This is a genomic window from Enterococcus sp. DIV0086, assembly GCF_050498705.1.
Lineage (GTDB): Bacteria > Bacillota > Bacilli > Lactobacillales > Enterococcaceae > Enterococcus > Enterococcus faecalis.
Window position 1 is genome coordinate 1,586,675 of sequence record NZ_JBNIDN010000001.1, and the last position, 21,381, is coordinate 1,608,055.

At 39.5% G+C, this 21,381-nt stretch carries 20 protein-coding genes; 1 reads left to right on the plus strand and 19 read right to left on the minus strand.

What is annotated here, in order from left to right; all coding sequences use genetic code 11:
• Positions 1–7 precede the first annotated feature (7 nt).
• The 19 genes from IGI63_RS07760 to IGI63_RS07850 form a co-directional block, all read right to left on the minus strand.
• The gene (locus IGI63_RS07760) at positions 8–979 is read right to left on the minus strand and encodes a dimethylarginine dimethylaminohydrolase family protein (protein ID WP_429975600.1); all 972 of its coding nucleotides are present in this window, start codon (positions 977–979) and stop codon (positions 8–10) included.
• A 111-nt stretch (positions 980–1,090) separates the two neighbouring features.
• The gene (locus IGI63_RS07765; RefSeq protein ID WP_429975601.1) at positions 1,091–2,536 is read right to left on the minus strand and encodes an alkaline phosphatase; all 1,446 of its coding nucleotides are present in this window, start codon (positions 2,534–2,536) and stop codon (positions 1,091–1,093) included.
• 87 nt (positions 2,537–2,623) lie between these two features.
• Positions 2,624–4,537, minus strand: a complete 1,914-nt coding sequence (locus IGI63_RS07770; RefSeq protein ID WP_429975602.1) for an endonuclease MutS2 — start codon at positions 4,535–4,537, stop codon at positions 2,624–2,626.
• 346 nt (positions 4,538–4,883) lie between these two features.
• Positions 4,884–5,627, minus strand: a complete 744-nt coding sequence (gene dagF, locus IGI63_RS07775; RefSeq protein WP_429975603.1) for a 2-dehydro-3-deoxy-phosphogluconate aldolase — start codon at positions 5,625–5,627, stop codon at positions 4,884–4,886.
• A gap of 3 nt (positions 5,628–5,630) precedes the next feature.
• On the minus strand, positions 5,631–6,734 hold the full coding sequence (locus IGI63_RS07780) for a DgaE family pyridoxal phosphate-dependent ammonia lyase (protein WP_002370039.1): 1,104 nt from the start codon (positions 6,732–6,734) through the stop codon (positions 5,631–5,633).
• Between the two features lie 11 nt (positions 6,735–6,745).
• Positions 6,746–7,597 carry a PTS system mannose/fructose/sorbose family transporter subunit IID gene (locus IGI63_RS07785; protein ID WP_429975604.1) on the minus strand — a complete coding sequence of 284 codons (852 nt, stop codon included), beginning with the start codon at positions 7,595–7,597 and terminating at the stop codon, positions 6,746–6,748.
• The gene (locus IGI63_RS07790; protein ID WP_002355079.1) at positions 7,597–8,346 is read right to left on the minus strand and encodes a PTS mannose/fructose/sorbose/N-acetylgalactosamine transporter subunit IIC; all 750 of its coding nucleotides are present in this window, start codon (positions 8,344–8,346) and stop codon (positions 7,597–7,599) included. The genes IGI63_RS07785 and IGI63_RS07790 overlap by 1 nt, the downstream gene beginning before the upstream one ends.
• A gap of 23 nt (positions 8,347–8,369) precedes the next feature.
• The gene (locus tag IGI63_RS07795) at positions 8,370–8,864 is read right to left on the minus strand and encodes a PTS system mannose/fructose/N-acetylgalactosamine-transporter subunit IIB (protein WP_002355078.1); all 495 of its coding nucleotides are present in this window, start codon (positions 8,862–8,864) and stop codon (positions 8,370–8,372) included.
• A 19-nt stretch (positions 8,865–8,883) separates the two neighbouring features.
• Positions 8,884–9,285 carry a PTS sugar transporter subunit IIA gene (locus tag IGI63_RS07800; protein ID WP_002365282.1) on the minus strand — a complete coding sequence of 134 codons (402 nt, stop codon included), beginning with the start codon at positions 9,283–9,285 and terminating at the stop codon, positions 8,884–8,886.
• A 71-nt stretch (positions 9,286–9,356) separates the two neighbouring features.
• Complete coding sequence (locus IGI63_RS07805; protein WP_429975605.1) at positions 9,357–12,170, minus strand: sigma 54-interacting transcriptional regulator; 2,814 nt, start codon at positions 12,168–12,170, stop codon at positions 9,357–9,359.
• 120 nt (positions 12,171–12,290) lie between these two features.
• Positions 12,291–12,818 (minus strand): histidine phosphatase family protein, encoded by a 528-nt coding sequence (locus IGI63_RS07810; RefSeq protein WP_002359138.1) that lies wholly within the window; start codon positions 12,816–12,818, stop codon positions 12,291–12,293.
• Positions 12,819–12,883: 65 nt separating this feature from the next.
• Positions 12,884–14,332, minus strand: coding sequence for an amidase (locus IGI63_RS07815; protein WP_429975606.1), 1,449 nt, complete (start codon positions 14,330–14,332; stop codon positions 12,884–12,886).
• Between the two features lie 96 nt (positions 14,333–14,428).
• Positions 14,429–15,094 (minus strand): helix-turn-helix domain-containing protein, encoded by a 666-nt coding sequence (locus tag IGI63_RS07820; protein ID WP_002359135.1) that lies wholly within the window; start codon positions 15,092–15,094, stop codon positions 14,429–14,431.
• 352 nt (positions 15,095–15,446) lie between these two features.
• Positions 15,447–16,655 carry an ABC transporter permease gene (locus IGI63_RS07825; RefSeq protein ID WP_002396661.1) on the minus strand — a complete coding sequence of 403 codons (1,209 nt, stop codon included), beginning with the start codon at positions 16,653–16,655 and terminating at the stop codon, positions 15,447–15,449.
• Positions 16,652–17,326, minus strand: a complete 675-nt coding sequence (locus IGI63_RS07830; protein ID WP_048737579.1) for an ABC transporter ATP-binding protein — start codon at positions 17,324–17,326, stop codon at positions 16,652–16,654. The genes IGI63_RS07825 and IGI63_RS07830 overlap by 4 nt, the downstream gene beginning before the upstream one ends.
• Complete coding sequence (locus tag IGI63_RS07835; protein WP_002361088.1) at positions 17,319–18,485, minus strand: efflux RND transporter periplasmic adaptor subunit; 1,167 nt, start codon at positions 18,483–18,485, stop codon at positions 17,319–17,321. Before IGI63_RS07835 ends, IGI63_RS07830 begins: the two co-directional genes overlap by 8 nt.
• A gap of 171 nt (positions 18,486–18,656) precedes the next feature.
• Positions 18,657–18,956: a rhodanese-like domain-containing protein gene (locus tag IGI63_RS07840; RefSeq protein WP_002361086.1), complete on the minus strand. Its 300-nt coding sequence runs from the start codon at positions 18,954–18,956 to the stop codon at positions 18,657–18,659.
• Positions 18,949–20,598, minus strand: a complete 1,650-nt coding sequence (locus tag IGI63_RS07845) for an FAD-dependent oxidoreductase (RefSeq protein WP_429975607.1) — start codon at positions 20,596–20,598, stop codon at positions 18,949–18,951. The genes IGI63_RS07840 and IGI63_RS07845 overlap by 8 nt, the downstream gene beginning before the upstream one ends.
• Positions 20,599–20,913, minus strand: coding sequence for a rhodanese-like domain-containing protein (locus IGI63_RS07850; RefSeq protein WP_429975608.1), 315 nt, complete (start codon positions 20,911–20,913; stop codon positions 20,599–20,601).
• A 168-nt stretch (positions 20,914–21,081) separates the two neighbouring features.
• Here IGI63_RS07850 and IGI63_RS07855 point away from each other — a divergent pair, with 168 nt between their 5' ends.
• Positions 21,082–21,342, plus strand: coding sequence for a metal-sensitive transcriptional regulator (locus IGI63_RS07855; protein ID WP_002355063.1), 261 nt, complete (start codon positions 21,082–21,084; stop codon positions 21,340–21,342).
• Positions 21,343–21,381 lie beyond the last annotated feature (39 nt).

Sequence of the window (21,381 nt, forward strand, 5' to 3'; positions counted from 1 at the left end):
TCGCTGACTATTCTCTAATCAAAGCTTGCGTTGTACAACGGAAAGAACCACCTAACATTCTAGAAACATGGTAATCAATTGCCTCAACTTTGATACCTTTTACTTCTATTTGAGGAATTAAGGTTGTAAACGATTGGTCTGTTATATACGTTTCTTCGTTAAGCGGCAGACCATTTGTCACTAAATACGCTGCTTCTTGCAAAGTAACGTGAATTTTTTCCCAGTTTGCTAATTGCGCAGGAAGTCCATCCAAAAAGGCCTCTTCACAAACAATCATCAAGCCTTCTCTCAACAAGCTTAACGCACAATCTAAGTGGAGAATATGCGGATGTAACCGAACCGGCACCACTTCATAACCAAAATGACCAATCATATTGGCTAACCACTGAATCCCTGCTAGGTTACTTGCCAAGCCAGAGTAGCCCACAAAAATTGTTGTTCCTAGAACTAAAACATCGCCGCCTTCAATAAAGGGACCTGCTTCACTTAAAGCCCCTTCAGAAATGTCAGGTTGTGGCGCAGCAAAATAATAGCCTTCTGCTTCTTGTGTCCACTGCTGAATAATCGGACGAATTGGTAAAATTTCTTGTCGACGGTGTTGAAATCTTAAGTTTCCTTCTATTAAGAGATTGCCAATTGTAAAAAAAGGGTCTCGTGAAAAGAAGTTACTATATCCTACGCCCAATTCCTTGCCATGTTCTTTTTCATAGGTTGTCAATAAACGTGGACGAAATACTTCTACGCCATAAGATTCTAATACTCCTTGCATGACTTCTTTTTCTTTTTCCCAACGCACTTGTTGTTCTGGTGCAAAGTCTGCTAAATCACGCCCTTCATTATTCTGTGTTAAACGGGCATTTTCCTCTGTTAAAAAAGTCGTATCCGCTTCATCAAATTTATCTGGTAAACAAAATTGCGATTGTGCTAAAACAACTGAACGCAATGGTGCAAATTCACTTTCAACATGCATTTTTTTCATTATTTGACCTCACTTTTATCTGGTTACCTTCATTATAACAGAGATAAAATTTTTATGCCTTCAATGAAGAAAAAGCAGAACTTCTATACGTTCTGCTTTTTCTTCATTTTGTTATTTACCAATATCTTTATCTTTAATCTCAGCTTTTTGCCCGGTGCCATCTACTAAGCCAAAAATAATCTTCGCTTGGTCTGTATTATCAATTTGTCCTGAAAAAGCTTCTGCTTGTGGGCCATAAGCATAGACATTTACATCTTCTCCTGTGTGTCCGCCAGTAGTCCAACCAGTATTCGAACGTTCATCAAAAATCTTTCTTAATGCCTGAGCGATTTTTTCAACATCTTTTGACTCCGCCGCTGTTTTCACTGCTTTCAATTCAGCCTCACTTAATTGAAAATCAATATACTCAGTCACTGTTTTTTCCACATTACCATTTTTAATAATTTCTTCTGCCATGAAATCAGGCGTGCGTTTTGCCGCATGTAAAGGCTCCGTCAACCAGTTGTATTGATCCCCTTTGCCTAAAGACAAGCCCCCTGTTGAATGATCTGCAGTTGTAACCACCAATGTTTCACCATCTTTTTTGGCAAAATCGATGGCCTTTTCAAACGCCGCTTCGAAGTCTTGCATTTCGCTCATCACGCCAACAATATCATTGCTATGCCCGGCCCAATCAATTTGACTACCTTCAACCATTAAAAAGAAACCTTTTTCATTTTTATCTAACCGTTGAAGAGCCGCTTCTGTCATATCAGCTAATGAAGGGACTTCTTCCGTTCGGTCAATCATTTTAGGTAGCCCGCCTGGTGCAAACAAGCCTAAAATTTTGTCGTCTTGGTTCTCATTCAACGACTTTTTGTCTGTGACATGACCATAACCCGCTTGGGAAAATTCTTTGACTAAATCACGATCTTTCCGCGCAAATAATTCGGAGCCGCCGCCAAGTAACACATCGACTTTGTGTTGTCCGTCGATTTGATCATCAAAATAGTCATCGGCGATTTCTGCCATATTTTTGCGTGAAACATTATGTGCGCCATATGCAGCAGGGGTTGCATGTGTTATTTCAGATGTTGCTACAAGCCCCGTTGATTTCCCCACTTTTTTCGCACGTTCGAGCACTGTTTCTGTTTTGGACTTGTCATTATCGAGTGCAATAGCATTATTATAGGTTTTTACTCCGGCAGCCATCGCTGTCGCTGCGGAAGCTGAATCGGTGACATTCTCTTCTTCATCTTCTGGATAAGTGGCTTGCTGTCCGACCAAATAGGTATCAAAAGCTGTTTGGGGAACACGCTTGTCTGAGTGATTGGCTTTGAAATAGCGATAGCCCGTTGTATACGGATTCCCCATGCCATCTCCAATCATAAAAATAACATTTTTTACTGGTGCTTTTTCAGATTCAGTTGCCTTCGCTTCAGCAACCTCTGTTTGTTTTTCACCGCTTTTTTGTTCAGATAAATTTGTACAACCCGCTAATGTTGTGAATGTTAATAAGGTAACCCCTAGCAAAGCTCTTTTCTTCATTTCCTTGTTTCCTCCTTTATATCTACCCATACATTGACTATAACAAGTCTTAGTTGATTTCTGATAAATAACAAGTAAACAAAGTGTTAAGTTGTTGTATTGCTTCTGTTAAGTTCCTTATTTGTCGCGTCTTGCTGCTCTTTTTTCGGCCTCTTTGCGTAATTGTTTCTGCGCTTTTTTTGAGCCGCGTTCAATATCTTTGAGTTTCTTTCGTTCATGGAAATCTGTAAATAAACTTTCTAAATCATAGTCTTGCGGATATAGATTTTGTGCTTTCGCTTGTAATTTCAACCGTCTTCGTGGTACATTTTCAATTTTATCATTCACAAATACTTGGATTTCTTGTTCACCCTCATCTGTAAAAACCAACCCAATTTGTTGTGTTTCTGTCAATAGGACACGATCACCTTTTTGATAACGGTCTGTTTCTTCTACAAACGTGGCAAAGGTCGTTTCTTTTGCTTTCAGGGGTTTAAATAGACTTCGATTAGTAGGGTATTCTTTCCGCTGAATATAATGAGCCGCCTTTTCAATGAGCTGTGGCTCCATCTTCATTTTACGTGCAATCCAAAGCGCCTGACTATCGCCAACTTCACCAATTTTCAATTGATATTTGGGCGTTAATGTTTCACGATCGAAGGCCATTGCGGCGGGCACAAAATCGTCATGCTCTTGGGCAAAACGTTTAATTTCACCATAATGGGTCGTTGCAACTACCAAGGCTCCCTTTTGATACATCGTTTCCATGATAGCAATCGCTAAGCCAGCTCCTTCGTTCGGCTCGGTGCCACTACCAATTTCATCTAATAAAACAAGCGTGTGTCGCTTAACATTACGCAACATTTCCGCAATATTTTTCATGTGCCCAGAAAAAGTGCTTAACGCATTTTCCAGATTTTGTTGATCACCAATATCGACAAAAATTTCATCTAATACTGGAATCTCTGTGCCCGCTTGTGCTGGAATTTGCAACCCAAATTGTGTCATGACAGTCAATAAGCCAACTGTTTTCAAGACAACCGTTTTACCACCAGCATTGGCACCTGTAATGACAAGTCCTCGATACTCTGCTCCTAAAGAAAACGTCAATGGTACTGCGTGTTCTAATAAAAGAGGGTGTTTTCCTTGAACAATGCGCAAGCGTTCTTCTTTGTTTACTTTTGGCGTAATCCCACCAATTTCGCGACTATACTTTCCTCGTGCAAAAATAATATCTAAGGTGGTCATTGTATCGACGGCTTGATCGACAAGTCGTTCTTGCTCATTAATTAACCCAGTTAGTTCCGTCAAAATTTGATATTCTTCCGCTGTTTCTTCCGCTTTTAAGAGTGTCAATTGTTCATTTAATTTACTAATTGCTACAGGTTCAATAAAGACCGTTTGTCCTTTATTGGATTGCTCAATGATTGTGCCTGAAACCTTATTTTTATAGCTAGCTTTGATTGGTACCGTGTAATGTTCCCCTTTTTTCACCATCATATTTTCTTGAATATACAGTTGATTATTTTTATTACGTAAAAATTTGGTGACTTTTGTTTCAATTTCTTGTTGGCATTCATTGATTTGACGCCGGATTTTCCGAAGTTGTCGAGAAGCATCGGTGGCAACTTTTTGATTATGGATTTTCGTATAAATTTGTTCTTCAATTGCTCTGAAATCAGCTAAGTGCTGACTGTAACTAAATAGGCGTGGTGTTTGGTATTGATTTTTTTCAAAAAACTTCTGGATTCGCTGACTACTTCTTAAAAAGTCAGCGACCTCAATCAATTCGTTTGGTGTAAGGATTAAGCCTTTTTTCACTTGTTGAAGCAAGCGGGTAATTTGGCTCAAGCCCATGAAAGGGACGTGTTGTCCGCTATCAATAATTAAGCGGGCCTCGGTTGTTTCCGTTAAGCGGGACTGCACTGTTTCTAAACGTGTTGCAGGGACCATTTTCGCCAACCGTTCTTTACTATACTCGCCAATCGCACGTGTTTGAACTTCTTTAAGAATTGTTGTAAATTGTAATTTTTGAATGGTTTCATGATTCATTTGTTTTTTCTTCCTTTCTATCACGAAAAGAATACCTGGCGCCTTCAAATAAAAACCAGTTTCTATAGAAAAAAGAGGACAGCGTTCTACCGCTGTCCTCTTTATCATTGGATAAAGGTTACTAAAGAAACCTCTTTTAAAGGAGGTATTTAGTAAATGAGATGACTGACAGGTATCACTTTCTAAGCACACCAAATAAACCTTGCTTGGTTCACTGGTTATTCAACTTATCAATTAGATACCTACGACACTCACCAAAATACCCCACATTCATTTGTTGGTTTTTATTTATTCTCCACTTGAGAGTAGCAAATCTGGCGAAGAAAGTCAAATAAAGATTGGCCCTTTACTTATTCAATGTGTTTTTCATCATGGTTAGTAACGTTTTCACGTCTTCTGTTCTAGTGTCCCCTGTTTCTTGATCGATAATTGAGCTGTAGACATGAGGAATGATTTTTTTAACGCCGGCATCCACCGCAATCTGAACAATTTCTTCAAAGTTTTCTAAATCAATGCCCCCTGTTGGTTCTAAATAAAAGTCATACTTGGCGCAAGCTACTGCTACTGCTTGGTATTCTTCTTTGTGAGCCAAGCCTTTCATCGGGAAATATTTAATGGAACTGCCTCCCATGTCTTTCAACAATTTGATGGCGGTTTCGATAGGCACTTCCGCCGCTGGCGCACCCGAGCTTAACGGACCTGTCGCAATGTTTACATAGCCAACTTTGCCTGTGGGTGAAACCAAGCCATTAATCACTGTTTCGTCTTGACGCAGTAAGGCCCGTGAAGCGCCGACACCTGTGAAGACTTGGTTCACGTGTTGCGGTTGTAGAACTTCTGATAAGCGAGCCACCATTTGACTTTGATTTGGATCACCAGCTCCTAAGCCGACAGATAAAGCGTTGTTGGTTGCTGCTTGGTATTTTTTCATATCGTCAATGGCTGCTTCATCGGTTTCATAGTTTTTTGAAAGGACGCCTAAAACAACATGCCCTTCTGCTGCTTCATAACAGGCTTGGGCATTTTCTACTGAATTGGCTAAAACGTTTAAACAAATGCGTTCTTCTAAATAATTAGGTTTTAATGACATGACTTATTTCTCCTTTGTGTCCATAATTTCTTGTAATCGTTGCACGATTTTGTTCATTTCTTCTTGATTGACAGAACGAATGTCAAATTCAATGATGCCATTGTTGGCTTGATATTCTCGCGTATAAATGGCTGGACTTTCTGCTTTTAACGCTTGGATGACTTCCTTAGCGGTTTTTCTGCCGTCCACTTTGACACTGGCGCGATAAATGTCTCGGCCAGCGCCATCTTGGACGATTTTAGCGGTTAAATCTGACAGGTTGTTGATGGCTTCAACAAACGGTTTTAAGCGCTCTTGCATCGAAGCCCCTGATTCACTGCCATGTGCCAAGTATTCTTCCACTGCTTGCGTAAAGCCCAAGATATTGTCTTTGCCAATTTTCATTGCTCGACCAATGCCTTTGCCTTGTAGGCGCACCCAGTCAATGTATTCTTTTTTCCCGACCACTAAACCGGCACTTGGCCCTTCAATGGCTTTGGCGCCGCTGTAAATCACCAAATCAGCGCCTGCTTCGGTGTATTTGAAAAGATCTTCTTCTGCTGCCGCATCAACAATTAGCGGCACCTTGTGGCGTTGCGCCACTTTGGCCGCTTCGGCCACCGTCAGCATACTTTTTTGCACGGTATGGTGGCTTTTGATGTATAGAATGGCCGCTGTTTTTTCAGAAATCATCATTTCCACGTGTTCTGGACTGCACATGTTGGCGTAGCCAGCTTCCACCACTTGGCCGCCGCCTTGCGCTACCATAACTTCTACAGGCGTGCCGTAGTCCACGTTGTGCCCTTTAGGTAAAACAATCTCCCGCTGTTCGATCTTTTCTGAATAGGGATGATACGCGTGGTACAAGCTGCCTTTTCCAATCAAGGCAGCCACCGATTGGGCAATCCCCGCCGAAGCCGAGGAAACGATTTGGGCATCTTCTACCTTCAACAAGTCGGCTAAAAAGGCCCCTGTTTGCACACTAAGTTCACTCATTTCAAAGAAATGTTCGCCGCCGAATCGTTGAGCCGCGAGGACTGCCTCCGAAACTTTGGAGACACCTAGAATGGTCATTTTGCCAGAAGCATTAATGACTTCTTTTAAGTGGAATTTTTCGTAACTATTCATTATTTTCTCCTTTATAACAAACCAAAGAATGAAGTGACCAAACTAACTAAGACAATCGTGCCGATAATGATACCGTAACGTGGGCCTTTTTTTACCATGAAGAAATAAATAGCCATGACTGCTGCTAAAGGAAGTAACCCTTTCATAATTTGATCTAGAATATCTTGTAAAACAATCGTGGCACCGCCAGTAACTTTAAACGTCATCGGGCTAGCAATTTTAACATAACTCGCACTTAAAGCGCCCATCATCATCATTCCTAAAACATTTGCTGAATAAATGACTTGCTTAATTTTGCCGTCTTTTAACAAAATTAAGATTGAATTACGCCCTAATGTATAAGACTTATTCACTAACGTCCAACTGATGTATAACGTAATGGCTGTGTACAGAACCAACGGACCGATACTTCCAATCACATTACCTCCTTTAGCCATTGGAATAAAAATGGAAATGATTAACGGCATTAATGCTGCCCAAATAATCGAATCGCCAATCCCAGCCAGCGGACCCATCAGCCCAGTTTTAATCGATGTGATCGCCGTATCAGAGATCGCTGCGCCATTGGATTTTTCTTCCTCCATAGCAATTGCAATCCCTTGAATTGAAGCCCCTACTGTTCCTTCAGTATTAAAAAAATTCAAATGACGTTTCAGAGCTTCTCTTTGTTGTTCTTCATCGTCTGCGTAAAGTTTTTTAATTGCAGGAATCATCGATGCACAAAAAACTAAACTTTGGAGACGTTCATAAGAATTTGATAATTCACAGCCTAGTTGATAAATCCAAAAGGCTTTGGATAATTCTTTTTTAGTAATTTTTTTCTGTTCCAATTGTTGTTCATTTGCTTGTGTCATTTGTTCCATTATGCTGCCTCCTCACTCAATGCCTTATTTCTAACTAAAAAGGCAATACAGATTCCTAAAATAGCGACGGCCATAACTTCTGCGCCAAAATATACTACTGCAACAAAACCAATTAAAAAATAAGGAATCAAATTTTTCTTGCCAATTACCATAATTGTTAAGGCGAATCCTAACGCTGGTAAAATACCACCCATTACTTCAAAGCCGTGCATCAACCATGCTGGGATAACTTCTAAGACTTTATTCACCACAGATTGACCAAAAAAGTTCGCCGCAAAAACCAACGGAAAGCGAATTAAAAATCCCGCTAAAGCTGGATAAACAAACGCAGCTCGGTAAATCCCCCCATAATTTAACTCTTCCGCATATTTATCAGCCATATGCACCCACGTCGCATTGATGGTGCGCCGTAATTGATCCATAAAGACGCCTAACACACCAAAAGGAACAGCTAGTGCAACAGCCGCCTCGGCATTCATTCCCACACCTAAAGCAATCGGAATCGCGATTGCTGAAGCTAAAGCCGGATCACTAGGCACATTGCCACCCGGTGTGGAGGTGACTCCGAGATAAACAAGTTGAATCCCCGCCCCCACAACCATTGCTTCACTAAGTTTTCCTGTTGCTAAACCAGCCACCAACGCTGCGCCTAATGGCTGAGACAGCATGCCTGAAAATGTGTACCCAAAACGCAAACGTGCAAACCAATAATAAAGTCCCATAATAATTGAAACACCTAAAACGCCCATATGATTCTCTCCTTTTTCTCTGATTATAGTGATTGATATTTTTCAATTAATTTTTGAATTGGTAGGGGATTTTCTTCGGGAATCGCTTGGAAGAAAACATGGATGCCCTTCGTTAAAAGTTCAGTCAAAATTGCAACATCTTCTTCAGATAAATTGATATTTTTTAAAACATTTTTCCGATTTGGTCCGCCACCTAAGCCACCAACTTGAATCTCCTCTTTAATAATTTCTTGGTCCACCATCGCTTTTAAGGTCGTTAAATCTGGCACTAAAAATAACACCTTTTTCTCTTCCTTTTCTTGCGATTCCCAATATTCTTTGGCACTTTCAATCCCTTTAATTACTACAGAAACCCCTGGAGGCGCCGCCATTAAATAAATACTTTGTAAAAATTCATCTTGCTCTAGTTCATCACTCACTACCAAAATTTCATTTGCACCTGATTGTTGTAACCATTTAGTCACTACTTGTCCATGGATTAAACGACTATCGACTCTTGTTAATACGATTTTTGACATTCTGTTCACCTGTACTTTCTTATTTTGGAATTTCTAAAATTTGACAACTGTCTACTGCTGCTTGTTGAATCATCTCTGCATCTTGTAAACGAAATCCAGGACCACTTTGTTTCATGACGGATTCTAATAATAACGATGTGCATAATCCTGACACAATCAGGAGGTCATAATCTTTTGATAAACGTAATGCAACGTTACTAGGTGTGCCGCCTTTAACATCTGTTAAAATTAGCAACTGGTTGTGCCACGTTAATTGGTCAATTTTTTCTGTGACTCGTTCTAAATAATCCCCCAGTGAATCCTCTGCTTGTAATGCTACTTCATGTACATTTGTGACTTCTCCTACAATCATCTGGACGCTTTTGACTAATTCCAAGCCCCAACCATTGTGTGTTAAAAGTAAAATTGGTTCATTTTCCATAAACAAACTCCTTTGCTAATTAATCATTTTATTAAAAGCAATAAGTGTGCCAACTTTCATTTCCGTTTGAATTAAGCCTTTTCAAAGAGCAATTCATAAATATAGCGCACTTCCAAAGGTGGAATCAACAGATTATAGGACACTTCAAGCGGTCGAAACGCCATTTTTATGACAGATACTGCTTCTGGCAACTCTCGGTATGACACTTCATAAGCTGTCGGGTCATATTCTGGATTTAGCAATTGCCGTTCTAACATACAAGCACAATGAATGATAAAACGAAGTAAAATCTTTTCGTCACTTTTTATTTTAGTTTGTAAGCAAATATCTGAATAAATCTTAGCTAATTCGATCGAAATGGTTGTAGGATTCAAAACCGTTAGTAAGTCTGTAATAGCTTCGATTGATAATCCTTGAATATATTTAGCTGAAACTTTTTTTAGTAACTCTTGGTTTTGTTTTTCTTCTAAATGATGGCCTAATAATTCGAAAACTAGCTGAATGCCCCGCTTCGATAGTAAATCTTGTAAAGAAATAAACGGAATATCTGGCACTTCTGTCTTTACGGTGCCAATGATGCCAACGATTTTCTCTTCTTTTCGAACAAAAGAATGCAAACGATCAATGTCTTCCACTTCTCTTTTCTCTAAAGTAATGATGCGTACATTCGTTAGTAATTCATTGGGAAAAGTTTTTAGTAACAACTGTTCAATTTTAATAGCAGTCCCCATGCCAGTTAGACAGGAAATAATGAGAACTTTTGCCTCGTTGAAGCGACCTTTACTGCAAATCAAGGCGCGATGATTTTTTTCTTTTAAGACTGGTAATAGATACTCAAACGCCGTCGATTCATAAATGACTTCTCGGGCCACTTCTAGCAATGTTAAGAGATTGATATTGCTAATTAGCAGCACTTCCATTTGAAACGTTTGACTGATAGCATTACCAAAGTAAACCAGGGAACCGATGTCCACCATTAAAATAATTTTTTTATACTGATTTTGCTTTACAATTGTACGGACTTTTTCTAATGTTTCTTCCACTGATTGATTAATCGGCATATCAACTGCACGCATGACAGTTGTTGAGAACAGAAGGTTGGTGTACTCAACCATGCTGCTGGCCGTTGCGGCACCATGTGCAACGACGATAACGCCACAGTTTTCTTCAACTGAGTGCGCTCTTTTTTTAGCTGTGACTTTACGAATAAATAGATCGAAAAAGAGGATTTCCGTATCAGCAAAAGAAATCCCAAACAATGTTTGTAGAAAGTCCACCATGGTCTTAGCAGCTTGATACTGGGTGACTTTGCCAGAATAGATATTTTTGGTATCTGAATAAAATGTTTCATTCATTTGTGCAGAATAAAAAACAGCAGAATAAAGGTGGACAATTAAAATATTCTGGAAATCCTCTGTCAATTTTTCTTGGATTAATTGTTCAAAAAAGACAATGGCTTCTTGAATTTTTGGCTGCAATGTTTCGTCAATGGCCTCTATGGCTAGCGGTTCTTGAGCAAAAATATCCATATCATAAAGTTGCTCGACTTTGTTTTGCATGATTGCTAGCGCATCCTCTGTCGAAAAAGTTAATTTTTTCAAATCCGCATATTCTTTCAATAGAAAATTATAAAAACGATCATTTTTCAGACTTTCCGATTTGAGTAACTCTTGACTGCTTAAATAAAAATGGTTGTATTGAATCGTGAGGCCATCGTTAGGTATCCACTCATTAAAAGCCAGCAGACTTTCTACATCAGGTTGCTCTTTGACTGTCCCCTCGTTTGCTTCAATGCAAATAGTTTCCGTTAATTGATCGAACACTTCTAAATAGGCTTGTGCGCTCATAAATTGAATCGCCGCTTTCAATTCGCCAACGTTGGCTTCAAAATGAGTAAACGTTAATTGTTTCAACGCCTCATAACGAATATGGATATTCTTTTGAATCCGTTGACTTTCTTCTAAGAAAAAGGACAAAATCAATTGAATTTTTTCTTTCATAGAGCGCTCGGCTAAAGCTGGAATGGCTAATGTCACAGGGATCCTTCTTAAAAACGTTTTCAAAAAATGTTGATTGACTGCTTCGGTTGTTGCAAAAATAAATTTTATCGATACATTTCTTTGTTTTTCGGCTTCGCCCATCCGTGTAAAATACCCTTTATCCAAAACTGTAAACAATTTTTCTTGGCCTTCGCTCGTTAATCGATGGACTTCATCTAAAAATAAAAAACCGCCATCTGCCAACTCCACTAAGCCTTTTTGGTCATTGACGGCACCAGTAAAACTGCCTTTTTTATAGCCAAACAGATGCGAAGTTAATAATTCTGGATTGTTGAAATATTCTGCACAATTAAAATAAATAAACGGAACTTCTTGGTTCATTTTAACTTGATAAAATTGGTGTAATTGTTCTGCAATTAAGGTTTTCCCAACCCCAGATTCTCCAGTAAGTAAAATATTCAAGCCATTAGGCGGATATAAAATAGCGGCTTTCAACTTCTTGATGGCGTCTGCTAAGCTCCCATCAAAACCAATTACGTTCGCAAATGGATTCATTTTCAGTAGCTGCTTTTTCTTATGTATCTGTTCTGTCTGTTGATAAATATCCTCTTGCAGCGAAGCGAGGGAATCATAGCACGTGCTACTTTTAAAAAAAGGAAACTGTTCCTCTAAGTAGTCTTTATCAAAAAATAACACCGGTCTTGATTTAACTTTAACGACTTGGTCTTTTCTCACTAATTCTGAAAGCTCTTCACTAACAGCGGTTCGGGTATAGCCAGAGGTCTGACTTAATTGCGAAGCCGTTGCGGGCAACAAGGTTGCTTTGCTACTTGGATTTTGTACGTGAAACTGTTTTAACGCTTGATGAATATTATCAATTCTCATAGTCTTTTCCCCATTTCTTTTTTGATCCAAAAGTTAATTTATTATACATTAAAACGGAAGCGGTTTCTTATTTACCATAAAAAAATCAAGTCTTTAACCAAAAGATTAAAGACTTGATTTTTATTCTCCGTATTGTACAAGTTGTGTATTTTCACAATGAAAGTCCAAGAAATCTTGGATTTTTTTACCATTGAAGTAGTTATCAATGACTCGCATGACCGCATTGTGGCAAACAAATAGGTAAGTTTCCTCTGAAGCCAAGGCTTCCTCAATCAGGGGATAAATTCGACCCGCGACATCTAGGACTGATTCCCCTTCTGGAAATGGCAAGGAAATCTCAGAACGATTTTCTTGGAAAGCCGTTGTTTCAATCGGTTCACCATCATAAATGCCAAAATTCATCTCAATTAAACGAGGTTCTGTTTCAATCGTCAATTGATTTCGTTCTGCAATTTTACGTGCTGTTTCTTGCGCCCGTTTTAAAGGCGACGCCAGTAAACGGTCGATTTGAATTCCTTGTTTGGCAATTTTTTCAGCTACCAATTCCGCTTGTTGATAGCCTTTTTCGGTCAATTGCGCTTCCGCATGACCACAAATTCTACGGGCCACATTATAATCTGTTTCACCATGTCTCACTACGTACAGCATTTTTCCACCTCAGTTTTTTGTCTTGTGTCTATTTTATCTGAAATTTGGTCACAATAACACCCTATTTAGCGGTAACTTTCTGGTAATTTAAATTTGCCTTCTTGCTCAAACTGTTCGCCTACTTGGAATAAGAGATCTTCACGTCCACGAGCAGCCAGCAATTGAATGCCTAAGGGTAACCCCGTTGCCGTAACATGTGTGGGCAAGCTGATGGCTGGTTGTCCTGTCAAGTTAGCTAGTTGAGTATACGGTGTTAGCTGTAAACTTTTATCAAAATAATCATAGATTAATTCAGCTAGCTCTGCTTCTGTTAATTCTGCTGCTTGCTCCATTCGTTGACGAATGTGCTCACTTTGCAAATCTTCGTTAATTTTTGGTGCTGAAAAAGCCGTTGTTGGTGATAAAAACAGATCAAATTTTTGAAAAAGTTCTTCCATCGTTACTGCTGCTTGATCCCACAACTGTAATGAATGAACATAGGTGGCTGCTGGAATCTTTTGGCCAAATTGATGCATGGTCCATGAAAAAGATTCGATTTCTTCTTTACGAATTGGGCGCCCGAGCCCCTGTTGAATGCTGTTCATCATCGCTGTAGTTTCTGCGCCGTTCATTTGATAATAGGAGCGAATCAGCGCTGCACCATCGACTGGATAAGGAATCTCAATGATTTCATGGCCAGCGGCTGCCAGAAAATCAGCCGCTTGTTTCGCCGCTTGTGTTGCTTCTGGCGAAATCAGTGAGCCGATAGGCGAAGCGGTACACAGAGCAATTTTTAGCCGTTGTTTTTTAGGGTGTGTTTGCCATTCTGCCAAGGGCGCTTGGTAGGGGGCGCCACTGTGGCTACCACGTAGGCCATAAAATAACGCTTTGGTGTCTCTCATAGAAATAGTCAACGCAAAGTCAATCGAGGCACCTTGCCAGCCTCGCCAGCCTTCTGGGCCGACAGGCATGGAGCCACGGCTAGGTTTTAAGCCAATTAAGCCACTAAAAGAGGCGGGAATTCGGATGGAGCCACCGCCATCGCTAGCGCCGGCTATAGGAACAATCCCGCTAGCGACAACTGCGGCAGCGCCGCCACTGGAACCGCCTGGCGAATGTTCCAGGTTCCAAGGATTGCGGGCTGGCCCGTAAAGCGCAGGATCCGTAATATTTTTAAAGCCAAACTCTGGGGCGTTGGTTTGTCCTAAGGGCACCAAACCAATCGTTTCTGCTTGTTTGACAAAGTTAGAGGTCGTTGTTGCAGTACTATTTTTAAAAAGTTGCGAGCCAGCCGTTGCTGACCACCCCGCTTTTTCTTGGCCTAACATTTTCAAAGGAAATGGCAAACCAGCAAATAGTGTGTCCTGCTGTTCATTTTTTTGATAAGTTACTACTGCTTCTTGGCTGTCAAAGGTTACAAAGCCATTGATCTTTGGATTTAACTTTTGGACTTTTTTCTCAATATCCTTTAAGAGTTCTGTGTGACTTACTTTCTGTTCTTTTAATTGTTGTACCCAATATAGTCCGTCTTTCATACAGACCCACCTCCTATACTATTCCTTATTAGTATAGCATGGTTTTTAGGGGTCATCCTGTGATGGTGATTTTCATTCGTCAAGTGCTTCTCTAATTTAAGTAAATAATTCGCCAATGTAAGGAAGCAACTGCGGATGCAGTTTGTAGCCTTTATACCGTGTATTTTGGATACCTTGTTTTTTAAAGCCCCCTACTTGAATTTTTTTATTTAATTTTGTCAGCTGTTTGGTCATTTTTTTTCGATTATTGGCTGTTTCTTCTGTGTCATATATTAATTTACACAGGCGCTCCATTGGTAAGTGTTCTTTTGGCGTACTATACAAGACAGCCAGTAGTGCACGTTCTGCGGCTGTTAGCTTTATCCCCTCTACATCTAACTTTTCATCTTCTCGTTGGATGGGTTTATTTAATTCTGCCAAAAGGAGATTTTCTCTTAATGTATCCAAAGTCGCATCCAATCGTAACCAATTGAGAATGCCATATTGATAGCTAATGCTCAATTCTTCCGAGGTAGGAATGTCTTCCGAGCGAAGAAACAACGGCGTTTTAACTCTGGCTAATTCCTTTAGATATAAATATTGTTCTTTGCGAGGAATCGTTTCGCTGAGAATGATTGCATCAAATTTTCGATAAAACAAATGACTTTCCTTAATTTCACCAATCAAACACGTCGTACAAAAAACTTGGTGATCTAAATGCTGTAAGCGGTTTTGAAAAGCAGTTTCTGATAAAATATTTTTTGTGATGACCATTATTTTCATTCTTGATTCCTCCTTAATTCTTTTTTAGTTCAAAATTTTCTCAATTTTCGTGTTTTGTTTTGATATATTTAGTATACTGGAAATTTTTCGAATTAAAATTTAGAAATTTACAAGCAAATCAGTCATTAACAGTCATTCCCGTAATCCCAGATTTATAAAGGATTTCCAATAGTCTTATTTAAAAAATATTTGTTATTTAATCCTCAACATGCTATTTTTTTAATTTTTTCTTTTTTTATTTAGCTGACAAACGTCAAAAGGTTGGTAGCTATTTTCTCTTGAAATCTTTGGATTTTTTTCTACTTTCACTAAAAAAAACAGCCAAAAGTGGCTGTTTCTTTGCTGTTTATATTTATTTCATAATATCGATCAAGTCTTTTTTCGAAGCTGCCGAGGCAGGGAAATAGCTAAATACAACCCCGATAAAGACAGAAATCCCAATGGCTAATGAAACGGTCATTAAATCTGGTCGAACAGAAAACGGTAGTGCCATTGAGGCTAAGTAGGCAATAATCATTCCTAAAAGATAACCAGTAATTCCGCCGATTAAGGTCAAGGCAATCCCTTCTGTTAAGAATTGCTTTTTAATATCACTGGCTGTCCCGCCCAATGCACGTCGGATACCAATTTCCTTAATCCGTTCTGAGACCGAAATGTACATCATATTCATAACGCCGACCCCAGCAATTACCAGTGAAATAGCCGCAATTGCGGAAATAAACAAGGTTAAATTATTTAATAAAGAGCCCATTTCCTTGATGGTATCTTTAACATTATATTCTTGATATGTCCCGCTGTTTTTCATGGTTCCTTGTTGAGAGAGAGTTTTTATTGTTTCTTTCAATACTTGATCTGGTTGATAGCCAGGTGCTACTGTTAGCTTCAACGTAGATGTATCTTTTAGCTTGCCGAAATAATGTTCATAGGTCTTTTTGGGAAAATAAAGCAATGAGTCATCATTACCTGGACCAATGGCACCGCTGGTATTGGTTGTCACGCCAACAATGGTAAAAAGTTGCTCTTTATATGGAAAAGTTCGATTAACTGCTGCAGTTGGGTCTTGGTAGAGTTCTTTGGCAACCAGTTCATCCACCACCACTGTTTTATCCAGTTTTGCATTGTCTCCATCATTCAGTTGGCGTCCCGCCAACAATTCTTTGGTGGTTTTGTTGGCAAGTTCATAGGTTACAGAAAGATTTTTCGGTCCTGCTTGAAAATTCAGTGTACCTTTTTGGGCGCCATCAACTTCTCTTTGATCAAAATCAATTTTTTCTACGCCAGGAACCATGCGCACGACCCCTAAATCATTGTCGGTAAACATCGCTTGGTCACTAAACATATCCGAAGTGTTGTAGGCCGAAAAAGAAATCTTTTTCACATTTTCTTTTTGTTTTTCAGCAGATAATTTATCGACCATGTCTTCTTTAAAGCCGTTACCGATAGCCACGATGGTAATCACCGAAGCGATCCCGATGACAATCCCTAGCATCGTTAACAAGCTGCGTCGCTTATTTTTCAAAATGGAACGGAAGGCGGTTTTCCAAATAATTGAACGTTTCATGTCAGCACCTCCTCTAAAATCTTTCCATCACGAACTTTAATCAAACGATTGCAGTATTCAATTGTTTCTTCATCATGTGTCACTAAAATAATGGTGACACCTTCATTGTTTAATTGCTGAAAGAGCGTTAAAATTTCTTCCGATGTTTTACTATCTAAAGCCCCAGTTGGTTCATCTGCAATAATAAAACTTGGCCGATTGACAATCGCACGCGCAATGGCAACACGTTGTTGTTGTCCGCCCGAAAGTTGTTTTGGATGCTTCTTGCCTTTATCTGGCAAGCCGACTTTTGTCAGAACTTCGTGGACACGATCTTTGGCTTCTTTTGGGGTTAACCCACTATATAAAAGAGGTAATTCAATGTTTTCTTCAACTGTTAGTGTTTCAATTAAACTAAAATTCTGAAAGACAAAGCCGACTGCTTCATTTCTAATTCGGGATAGTTCCTTATCAGAAAAGTCGCCAATTTCATGGTCTTCAAATAAATACGTTCCTTCAAACTTTTTATCAATAAAGCCTAGCAAATTAATCAAAGTCGATTTCCCAGAACCAGAAGGACCCATAATCGCTAAAAATTCTCCAGCGTCTACTTGGAGGTTAATATCATCTAACACATGCAGTGTTTCTTCTTCGGAATAATAATATTTATGAATATGGGCTAGCTTAATCATTGGCAGCTACCTGAACATCTTGATTATCTTTTAATTCTTTATTGGGATTGGCAATCACTTGGTCTTTCCAGTTCAAGCCACTTTTGACAACTTTACGACCTAAATTTGTTTCTGTTTCAATCGGTGTTTTTTTCGCTTTGCCCGCTTTGTAAACATAGACAAATTCTTTTTCGCCTTCTTTTTGGATTGCTGCTGTCGGTATAATCATTTGCTTTTGTGGCACAGCGATACTAGTAGACAAGCCTTCTGCCCAAGGAAAATCACCTTCTACTGTAAATTGATAACTCACTACTGGATTGCCTTCATTTTTAGCTATTGGGGTTTGCGCAATGGAAACAATTTTGCCTGGTGCTGATTTACCTGAACCAACGGTCGTCACTGTTACTTCTTCCCCTGTCTGTAATTTATCGTAATCATACTCGGTTACTTTTCCTTGAATATTTTTCTTTTGTGTTGCAATTTTAATGACTGGTTTGTCGGTACTACTCATGGCACTAGCATCAACAGTGACTTGGCCATCAATTGGTGCTGTAACGACTGTGTTGACTTTGCCACGTGTTTGTTCAAGCGTGTTTGCTGCTCCGACAGCATCACTGTTGGCTAATTGAAGGGCTTGGTTAGCTTGGGCGACTTCACTATTCGCAGCACTAACAGCTTCATTCAATTGCTGAATTTCCGCATTTAGTGTTTCTTTCTCTTCAGCCTCTTTTGCGGTGTTTAATTTTTGCTTGGCTGCAGCAACTTTGTTTAACGCTTCATTGTATTTTTGAGTGGCTAAGTTAACGTTCTCTTGTGCTTGTTGAACTTGAAGATTGTTCCGATTAACGGCATTCGCTTGTTCTGTTTCTGTGGCTTGGATGTCTGAGTTATTGTACGTTAACAATGGACTATCTTTCTTGACTTCTTTACCATTTTCAACATTTATTTCGGCAATTTTTCCTAAAGAAGGATCAAAGAAAATATCCCGAGTATCTAGAAAACTCACTTGACCATCTAATTTTAATGAGGCCATTTCTGTAATGGTATACGTTGTGTATTCAGGTTCAACTTCTTTTGAAGAAAAAACTGTTTTTGCTCCGATAAATCCGACGACGACCACTGCGGCACCAATACCGAACCACACTTTTTTATTTCGCTTCTTCTGGCCTGACTTTTTCATTTATTTGTTCCTCCTTGATTTCTGTTGACGAGTTTGTCATTTTATTTAGTATATAATGAATAAAAAAACCGGTCCCTTCATCTTCCTATCATTCCTCTTACAGTTTTGACACATCTTTATCTAACAAAAAAACGTTTATCCTGTGTAAAAGGATAAACGTTTTTTGTTATTTTATTGTTCTAATTGACCCAACCAGCCAGATGTACCACCTAGAACATTGGTTACTTGATACCCTTGTTGACTGAGAAACGCACACGCTTGTGCGGAGCGCGATCCCATTTGACAAATCAGATAATAGGGTTGGTTTTTATCTAATTGCTGATAATTTTCGGTTAAAGTACTTAAAGGTAAGTTGATGGCCTGAGGGACATGCCCCAGTTGGTATTCCATTTCTTCTCGTACATCAATAATCGGTATTTTTTTTCGTTTTGCTTCCTGATAAAATTCAGGCATGCCAATCGTGTTATACATTTTCTATTTCCTCCGGTTTTACCATTCGATATAGTGCAAAAGCACCATCTAAATTTTTGGCTGAGATGCCTGCTTGTTTTAGCATCCGTTCTGCAATATAACTACGCAAACCGCTGTGACAACTAACAATGTACTCCGTTGACTTGTCTAATTCCTCCAAACGTTCTCTTAACTCATTTAAAGGAATAGAGACAGCATTTTTAAATTGACCATTGGCTTGTTCAGCGGGATTACGGACATCTAATAAAACAGCCCCATTAGCTAATTCGTTGGATAGCTCATACCATTGAACGTTTTCACTCAATCCTTCTACAAGGTTCATCGCTGCATAGCCTAACATGTTCGCGGGATCTTTCGCTGAACCAAACGGCGGCGCATAGGTAAACTCTAATTCAGGCAAATCAAAAATAGTTAACTGTCCTTTAATAGCGGTCGCAAGAATATCAATCCGCTTATCTACGCCCTTTGCCCCAATTCCTTGTGCGCCATAAATTTCCCCTGTCGTAGGATGGAAAACTAATTTTAACTGAAGATCTGTTGCGCCAGGATAATACCCCGCATGGTCTTTTCCACTGATATGCACAACAGCTGTTGTTAGTCCAGCAGCTTTAGCAGCCCGTTCGCTTAAACCAGTTGAAGCAGCGGTTAAATCAAAGACTCGCACAATGGCGGTCCCAATGCTTCCTTGATTTTTTCTCTCTAACCCAGCAATCACATCCGCTACTTGACGTCCTTGGCGATTGGCAGGAGAAGCTAAAGAAATCAGCGCATCTTCTTGAGTGATTTGTTGTTTCACTACAATAGCATCCCCAACCGCATAAATATCGGGTTGATTCGTTTGATAGTGTTCATCAACAACAATACCGCCACGTAAACCAGTTGCTACACCTGCTTCAACTGCTAAGGTATTTTCTGGTTGGACACCCACCGACAAAATGGTTAAATCAGAAGCTAATGTTTGACCGTCTTCTAAGCGAATCACTTGCCCTTCTTCTTCAAAAGCAACCGCAGATTGTCCCGTAATTACTTGAACATTGTTTTTGCTTAATTCAGCTTTGACAAAAGCGGCCATTTCTTCGTCTAATGGCGGTAAAACATGGGGTGCTTTTTCCACGAGAGTGACTTCTAATCCGCGTTTTTGCAAGTTTTCTGCCATTTCCAAGCCAATGAAGCCTGCGCCAATCACGACGGCTCGTTTTGTTTCTGGTGTCAAGGCTGTCATAATTTGATCTAAATCAGGAACATTTCTTAATGAAAAAACATTTTTGGCTTCTGCCAATCCTGTAATTGGTGGCACAAAAGGTTTCGCCCCTGGTGATAAAATTAATTTGTCATAGTGTTCTGTTAAAATTTCTGTTTCATGTTTCACTGTGATCACTTTTTCTATTGGATCAATCGCCACGACTTCATGGTGAGGACGAACATCTAAATTAAACCGTGCCTTTAACGCTTCGGGTGTTTGAACAAGCAGTTGCTCTCTTTCTGCGATTTCGCCAGAAACGTAGTAAGGCAAACCACAGTTTGCAAATGAAACAAAAGGGCCTTTTTCCATGACAACAATTTCAGCATCTTCCATTAAGCGACGTAAACGTGTCGCTGCTGACATACCACCAGCCACGCCTCCGATAATTACAATTTTCATTTATTTTCCTCCTTTAATTTGACCAGACCATTGGGACATCCCGCCACGAACGTTAATCACGTGATAGTTTTTTCTCGCTAAAATTTTGGCCGCATTTTTGCTGCGCATGCCGGACTGGCAAATCACATAGACTTCGTTAGCGGATTTGTTGTAGGCGGGAATTTTGTTAAGTGGGACATTAATCGCTTGTGGAATATGCCCTGCGCGGTATTCGATAGGTGTCCGGACATCTAATAACGTTATCTCTTTAGATAAACGGGACTGAAGTTCTTTTGTTGAAATACTTGGCGTTTTTTTAAACAATTGAAATAACATTTTGTTCTCCTTCTCTTATATACCTTATGGGGTATATTTAACATGAAAAAGTTAGACTTGTCAACTGAAGAGATTTCTGCCATTTTTAGATTCAAAGAAAAGATAGTTGACAAAAATACCTCGTGTAGGTATATTTTAAACCAATCACTACTCTTAAGGAGGGGCAAAATGACTGAAGAAAAAAAGAAAGTGCTGAATCGTTTACGCCGCACAGAAGGTCAAATTCGCGGGATTCAAAAAATGATTGATGAAGAAAAAGAATGTATCGATGTTATCACTCAGTTGAGTGCGGTCCGTTCTAGTATTGATCGCGTAATGGGGATGATTGTTGCGGAAAATTTAAAGCATTGCTTTGAAAATCCTGAAAAAGATCCTAAAGAACAAGAAGAGCGATTAGCACAAGCGATTAATATGATTGTCAAAAAGTAAAACAACGCAAACTTATTCAGCGAAAGATAAGTTTGCGTT